The sequence below is a fragment of the Streptomyces sp. SID14515 genome, from assembly GCF_010548505.1.
Lineage (GTDB): Bacteria > Actinomycetota > Actinomycetes > Streptomycetales > Streptomycetaceae > Streptomyces > Streptomyces caviscabies.
This window is the reverse complement of the sequence record NZ_JAAGMH010000044.1, coordinates 84,742-90,884: the sequence shown is the minus strand read 5'-3', so window position 1 is coordinate 90,884 and position 6,143 is coordinate 84,742. Positions and strand designations below refer to the sequence as shown.

Annotated in this window: 5 protein-coding genes; all 5 read right to left on the bottom strand. The window is 72.6% G+C overall.

Going from position 1 to position 6,143, the window contains the following annotated elements:
- Positions 1 to 184: hypothetical protein (locus tag G3I54_RS08945; protein WP_164612821.1), on the bottom strand; the 184-nt coding region annotated here is incomplete at its 3' end.
- Positions 185 to 412: 228 nt separating this feature from the next.
- Positions 413 to 1,195 carry a TIGR03936 family radical SAM-associated protein gene (locus G3I54_RS08940; RefSeq protein ID WP_164612819.1) on the bottom strand — a complete coding sequence of 261 codons (783 nt, stop codon included), beginning with the start codon at positions 1,193 to 1,195 and terminating at the stop codon, positions 413 to 415.
- A 123-nt stretch (positions 1,196 to 1,318) separates the two neighbouring features.
- Positions 1,319 to 2,521 carry a hypothetical protein gene (locus tag G3I54_RS08935; RefSeq protein ID WP_164612817.1) on the bottom strand — a complete coding sequence of 401 codons (1,203 nt, stop codon included), beginning with the start codon at positions 2,519 to 2,521 and terminating at the stop codon, positions 1,319 to 1,321.
- 86 nt (positions 2,522 to 2,607) lie between these two features.
- On the bottom strand, positions 2,608 to 4,536 hold the full coding sequence (locus tag G3I54_RS08930) for a TIGR03960 family B12-binding radical SAM protein (RefSeq protein ID WP_164612815.1): 1,929 nt from the start codon (positions 4,534 to 4,536) through the stop codon (positions 2,608 to 2,610).
- A gap of 52 nt (positions 4,537 to 4,588) precedes the next feature.
- Positions 4,589 to 6,115, bottom strand: a complete 1,527-nt coding sequence (locus tag G3I54_RS08925; protein ID WP_164612813.1) for a CYTH and CHAD domain-containing protein — start codon at positions 6,113 to 6,115, stop codon at positions 4,589 to 4,591.
- Positions 6,116 to 6,143 lie beyond the last annotated feature (28 nt).

Genomic DNA, 6,143 nt, shown 5'->3' with positions numbered 1-6,143 from the left:
CGGCCGGGGCGGCGGACCCGTCGGCCGGTATGGCCGGCGTGACGTCCTCGGCGGCGGCCACGGCTCCGCCGGGCGGGCCCGCCGGGCGGGAAGCGGCGCGGCGCCTGCGGCGCGGCGGCAGCTTGTCGCCGGGGGTGTTCTCTTCGTTGTTCCCGGTCGTGCCGGGTTCGTTCGGCTGAGGCATGCGGGCGGTTCTCCCGTCGTGCTCCCGGGCGCCGCGTCTGTTTCCGGTCCGGCACGGTCCGCAGTGGTGCGATACCGCCGTCCGGGGCGCGGGCGCCGCACGGGAACTGATGTCTGGCTCGCCGGTTCCGTATGCGGTGTGCGTACGGCCTGGCGAAAGTCTTGTGGGTCAGTGCGCGGCCCGACCCAGGTGGCTCCCGAGTCGGAGGGCTGCGCTACAACGACCGCCTTACGCGGAACCTGCACCTTCCGGCGCCGTCGCGACGGCTGCCCCGGCGACCGCGGGATGTGCGGTCGGGGCGGCCTCGCGGTCGGGCGCGAGCGGGTCGGTCACCGTGCCGGACTCCTCGTCGAAGAGCCCCTGCGCCAGCCTCGTCACCGCAGCGGGGACGGGCGGCGCCAGGTCGGCCACAGCTCGGAGACCGGACAGGACGTCGTCGGGTCGCACGGCAGGTGTCACGTGCCGAACAACCAGGCGCAGTATCGCACAGGGCCGCTCGCCCGGCCTATCGGCCGGATCGTCGACGACCCGCAGGTCGGCGACGGCGGCGCGGGCGTCGAACGTCCGGATGCCGTTCTTGGCCTTGCGCTGGACCTCCACGGTCTCGGCGTCGTCGAAGGCGGCCACGGCCGTGCGGAGCTCCTCGGGGTCGACGCCGTCCAGGCGCAGCTCCCAGACGGAGGCGGTGAGCCGTTCGGCGAGGCCCGAGGTGCGGGCCTCCACCGCGTCGATGATGTCGAGGCCGGCCGGCATCGACGCGTCGAGCAGTCCGCGCAGGACCTCGGGGTCCCGCGTCTCGGTGAGGGCGATCTCCAGGAACTCCGCCTCGCTGCCCGTGCCGGTGGGTGCGGCATTGGCGTAGGAGACCTTGGGGTGGGGGGTGAAGCCCGCCGAATACGCCATCGGCACCTCGGAGCGGCGCAGTGCCCGCTCGAAGGCCCGCTGGAAGTCTCGGTGGCTGGTGAACCGGAGGCGGCCGCGCTTGGTGTAGCGCAGGCGGATGCGCTGCACTGCCGGTGCGGGCGGCGGGCCTTCGGGCTGTCGCTTGCCCAGTGGTTCTTCTCCTCGGTGCGGGGCGGGCGCGGTGGCGCGCCGCCCACGAAATACGGGTGGCCCCCGGGGTGCCGCTCCGGCTCACACCCGCTCGACGAATTTCTCGCCGAGCGGGGCGCTCTCGGTTGCCTGCGCCGCGCTGGGGACAGTCGTTGTACTACCCAGAGTACGCGCAGGGATCCCTCGCGGTTCCCGGGACCGTGCGCCGTCCGTGGAGCCGACCAGCGCCCGCCAGGCGTCGCGACGGGCCTGGCGCACGGTTTCCCGGGCGGTCGCGAGGGCCGTGCGGGCGGCCCGCCCGGCCTCGGCGGCGGCGCGCCGGGCCGGGGCCCACACGGAGTCGCGCAGGAAGTGGCCGACGGGGGTGCACACCGTGCGGTACGCCCAGGAGGCCGGTGCGCCGATCAACTGCCACGCGAACCAGGCGAGGGCCCGGCCGACGGCCCGGGAGACGTACCCGGCGATCCGCCAGGCGACCTCGAACGCGGCGGCGATCTCGCGGCCGACCGGGGTGAGGATCCGGCGGTAGGTCCAGACGGCGGGGGCGACGAGCAGCGTCATGACGAGCCAGGCCAGCGCGCCGCCCAGCCCGCGCGCGGTGGCCGCGATCCCCCGCCAGATCCGGCCGAGCACCCAGGCGGTGCCCTGCCACAGCTTGCCCAGGACCCAGGCCGTGCCGTGGCCGATCGGCGTGAGGACGGCTTCGTACAGCCACACCACCGGGACGACCAGGCCGTAACGCGCCACCGGGACGATCACGTACCGCCACAGCGTCTCCAGCGGCACGATGACCAGCACGGTGAACAGCCAGGTCAGGCCGGCTCCCAGGCCGCGTGCCGCCGGGGCCAGCAAGGCGGTGCCGATCCACCGCAGGCCGTGGCCGAGCGGGGTCAGAACGCTCCCGTACAGCCACACCGCCGGGGCCGCGACGCCGTAACGGGCGACGGGGACGACGACGTACCGCCACAGGCCTATCCAGGGCCACACGAGCAGGGCGACGGCCAGCCAGGAGGCGGCCTTGCCGAGGGGCGCGAGGACCCAGGTGAACAGCCAGGTCAGCGGGGTCAGGACGAGCGTGTCGAGGAGCCACAGGAGGGCCCGGCCCAGCGGGCGCAGCAGGATCCGGTCGGCGGCGTGCCAGCCGGCCGTGAGCGCGTCCCAGACCATGCGGACGGGCAGCACCACCACCAGGACCACGATCCGCACCGGGATCCTGATCAGTGTGGTCAGAACGCCTTCGCCGGGCTCGTATCCCCGAGGGGCCTGGTGCTTGCCGTAGTCCATGCCATCAAGGACGCGTCAGGCCCGGTCCGGGGTTGCCGGGCCGGGCCTGACGATCGTTCAAAAACGCGCTACTTGTTCAAAACGCGCTACTTGTTCACGACGCTGAGCGGCAGGAGCTTCTTGCCGGTCGGGCCGATCTGGATGTCCAGGTCGAGCTGCGGGCAGACGCCGCAGTCGAAGCAGGGGGTCCAGCGGCAGTCCTCGACCTCGGTCTCGTCGAGGGCGTCCTGCCAGTCCTCCCAGAGCCAGTCCTTGTCCAGGCCGGAGTCGAGGTGGTCCCAGGGCAGGACCTCCTCGTAGGTGCGCTCGCGGGTGGTGTACCAGTCGACGTCGACGCCGAACTCGGGCAGCGTCTTCTCGGCGCAGTTCATCCAGAGGTCGTAGCTGAAGTGCTCGCGCCAGCCGTCGAAGCGGCCGCCGGACTCGTAGACCGCGCGGATGACGGAGCCGACGCGGCGGTCACCGCGCGAGAGCAGGCCCTCGACGATGCCGGGCTTGCCGTCGTGGTAGCGGAAGCCGATGGAGCGGCCGTACTTCTTGTCGCCGCGGATCTTGTCCCGGAGCTTCTTCAGCCGGGCGTCGGTGTCCTCGGCGCTCAGCTGCGGGGCCCACTGGAAGGGGGTGTGCGGCTTGGGGACGAAGCCGCCGATGGAGACGGTGCAGCGGATGTCGTTCTGGCCGGAGACCTCGCGGCCCTTGGCGATGACGTTGACCGCCATGTCGCCGATCTGCAGGACGTCCTCGTCGGTCTCGGTGGGCAGGCCGCACATGAAGTACAGCTTCACCTGACGCCAGCCGTTGCCGTACGCGGTGGCGACCGTGCGGATCAGGTCCTCCTCCGAGACCATCTTGTTGATGACCTTGCGCATCCGCTCGGAGCCGCCCTCGGGGGCGAAGGTGAGACCGGAGCGACGGCCGTTGCGGGTCAGCTCGTTGGCCAGGTCGACGTTGAACGCGTCGACGCGGGTGGAGGGCAGCGAGAGGCCGACCTTGTCGTCGGTGTAGCGGTCGGCGAGGCCCTTGGCGATGTCGCCGATCTCGCTGTGGTCGGCGGAGGAGAGCGAGAGCAGGCCGACCTCCTCGAAGCCGGTGGCCTTGAGACCCTTCTCGACCATCTCGCCGATGCCGGTGATGCTTCGCTCCCGCACGGGGCGCGTGATCATGCCGGCCTGGCAGAAACGGCAGCCGCGGGTGCAGCCGCGGAAGATCTCCACGGACATCCGCTCGTGCACGGTCTCCGCGAGGGGGACGAGGGGCTGCTTGGGGTAGGGCCACTCGTCGAGGTCCATCACCGTGTGCTTGGAGACCCGCCACGGCACGCCGGACCGGTTGGGCACGACGCGGCCGATGCGGCCGTCGGGGAGGTACTCGACGTCGTAGAAGCGCGGGACGTAGACGCCGCCGGTCTTCGAGAGCCGGAAGAGCACCTCGTCGCGGCCGCCGGGGCGGCCCTCGGCCTTCCAGGCGCGGATGATCTCGGTGATCTCCAGGACGGCCTGCTCGCCGTCGCCGACGACCGCGCAGTCGATGAAGTCCGCGATCGGCTCGGGGTTGAACGCGGCGTGGCCGCCCGCGAGGACGATCGGGTGGTCCACCGTGCGGTCCTTGGACTCCAGCGGGATGCCCGCGAGGTCCAGGGCGGTGAGCATGTTGGTGTAGCCGAGCTCGGTGGAGAAGCTCAGCCCGAAGACGTCGAACGCGCCGACGGGGCGGTGGCTGTCCACGGTGAACTGCGGCACGTCGTGCTCGCGCATCAGCGCTTCGAGGTCGGGCCAGACGCTGTAGGTGCGCTCGGCGAGGACGCCCTCGCGCTCGTTCAGCACCTCGTAAAGGATCATGACGCCCTGGTTGGGGAGTCCGACCTCGTAGGCGTCGGGGTACATCAGGGTCCAGCGGACGTCGCAGCTGTCCCACTCCTTGACGGTGGAGTTCAGCTCACCGCCGACGTACTGGATGGGCTTCTGCACATGCGGGAGCAGAGCTTCGAGCTGTGGGAAGACCGATGCGGCAGACATCTCGCGAACCTTCGTGAGCCGGCAGGGGTGACCATCCAGCGTACCCCGGTACTCAGCGGCTCAGATCCGCACGCAGTCCGGGGGCGGAGGCGCGGGCCCAGACCTCGGGCAGTTCGCGCTCCCGGGCCTCGGCCGCGGCCTCCTCCTGCCCGTACAGAAGTCCCCAGGTGAACGCGGTCTCGCCCGCCGCGTGCGACTGGATCGCGAGCGTGCGCAGGGCCTCGCGGGCGACGACACTGTCCTGGTGATCGCCGAGGAGGCTCTGCACGGCCTTCACGCGTTTGGCGAAGCGCTTGGCGGGCTTGCCGAGCGCGGGCCGGGCCGCCTCGCCCGCGTACCGGGCGCGCTTGGCGGCCTTGCGGGCCTCGTGCAGCGCGGTGTCGCGCTCGGGTCCGGGCGGCTGTCCGAGGGCGTGGTCGAGGCGGGTGGCGAGGCGGCCGTAGTCCTTGAGCACCGCCCGGGGCAGGGCCTTCTCCGGTGCGCGTCCGGCGGCGGGGCGCAGCGGCGGGTCGGCGCTCAGCTCGTCGAGGGCGTCCAGGAGGTCCAGATACCGCTTCCCGTCGAGTACGTCGATGATCCTGCGGCGCGAACCGGTGCGGCGGGCGGCCGACCAGGCGCGGAGGCGGCCGCGCACCGGGCCGAGGGTCAGGGTGGCCGGGAGTGCCTCGACGCGGGCCCCGAGGCGTTCGTCCAGGACTTCCTGGTCGCGGTCGAGGCCCAGCTCGGCGGCGAGCCACTTGAGCTCGGCGCCGATCGGATCGGTGACCTCGCGGTCGAGGAGCTTGCGATGGGTCTTGAAGGTGCTGCGCAGCCGACGGGTGGCGACGCGCATCTTGTGCACGGAGTCGGGAAGGCCGCGGCGGACGGCGGGGTCGAGGTCGACGATCGTGCGGATCTGCTTGCGTACGTAGGCGAGGACGTGGTCGCCCGCGGTGTGCGGCGCGTTCTCCTTCCGCCCCTCCCCGTCCCGTACGGGTGCCGTCTCCGCCAGCGCCCGGGCGAGCTTGGACGCGGAGTGCGCGGGGCGGATCCCGGCCTTGCGCAGCCGCTTCTCCACCGCGTCCAGGACGGCGGGGTCGCCGTCGTCGGCCAGCTCGACCTCGATCTCGGTCCAGGCGGCCGTGGTGCCGCTCCCCTCCCCCGCGAGCCGCTCGGCGCGCACCCGGTCGACGCTGACCTCGGCGAGGAGGGTTCCGTCGGCGGCGGAGAGGTGGTGGACGTCGCGGGCGGAGAGCAGCCGGACGACGGGGGCGAGCTCCGCGTGGCGGACGCGGGAGCGGAGGAGGGCGGCCAGCGGGCGCGGCAGGGTGTCGGCGAGGGGTTCGTGGATCTCGTCGCGGATGCCGGTGGCGACGGGGAACTTCAGGTGCCAGCCCTCGTCGGCCCCGCCGGTCCTGCGGCGCAGCGTGAGGGCGTCGGCGGCGAGGCGGAGGTCGGCGGTGTCGTAGTAGACGGCGTCCAGCTCGGTCAGGCCGCGGTGGACGCTCCGGTCGACCCCGGCCGCCCGGGTCAGGTCGGGCAGCCGGGTGTCGTCGGTGGCTTCGTACTTCCGCTCGATCTCGCGCTTGGTGTCCGCCATGTACGGACACCTACCCGCGACCGCCCGG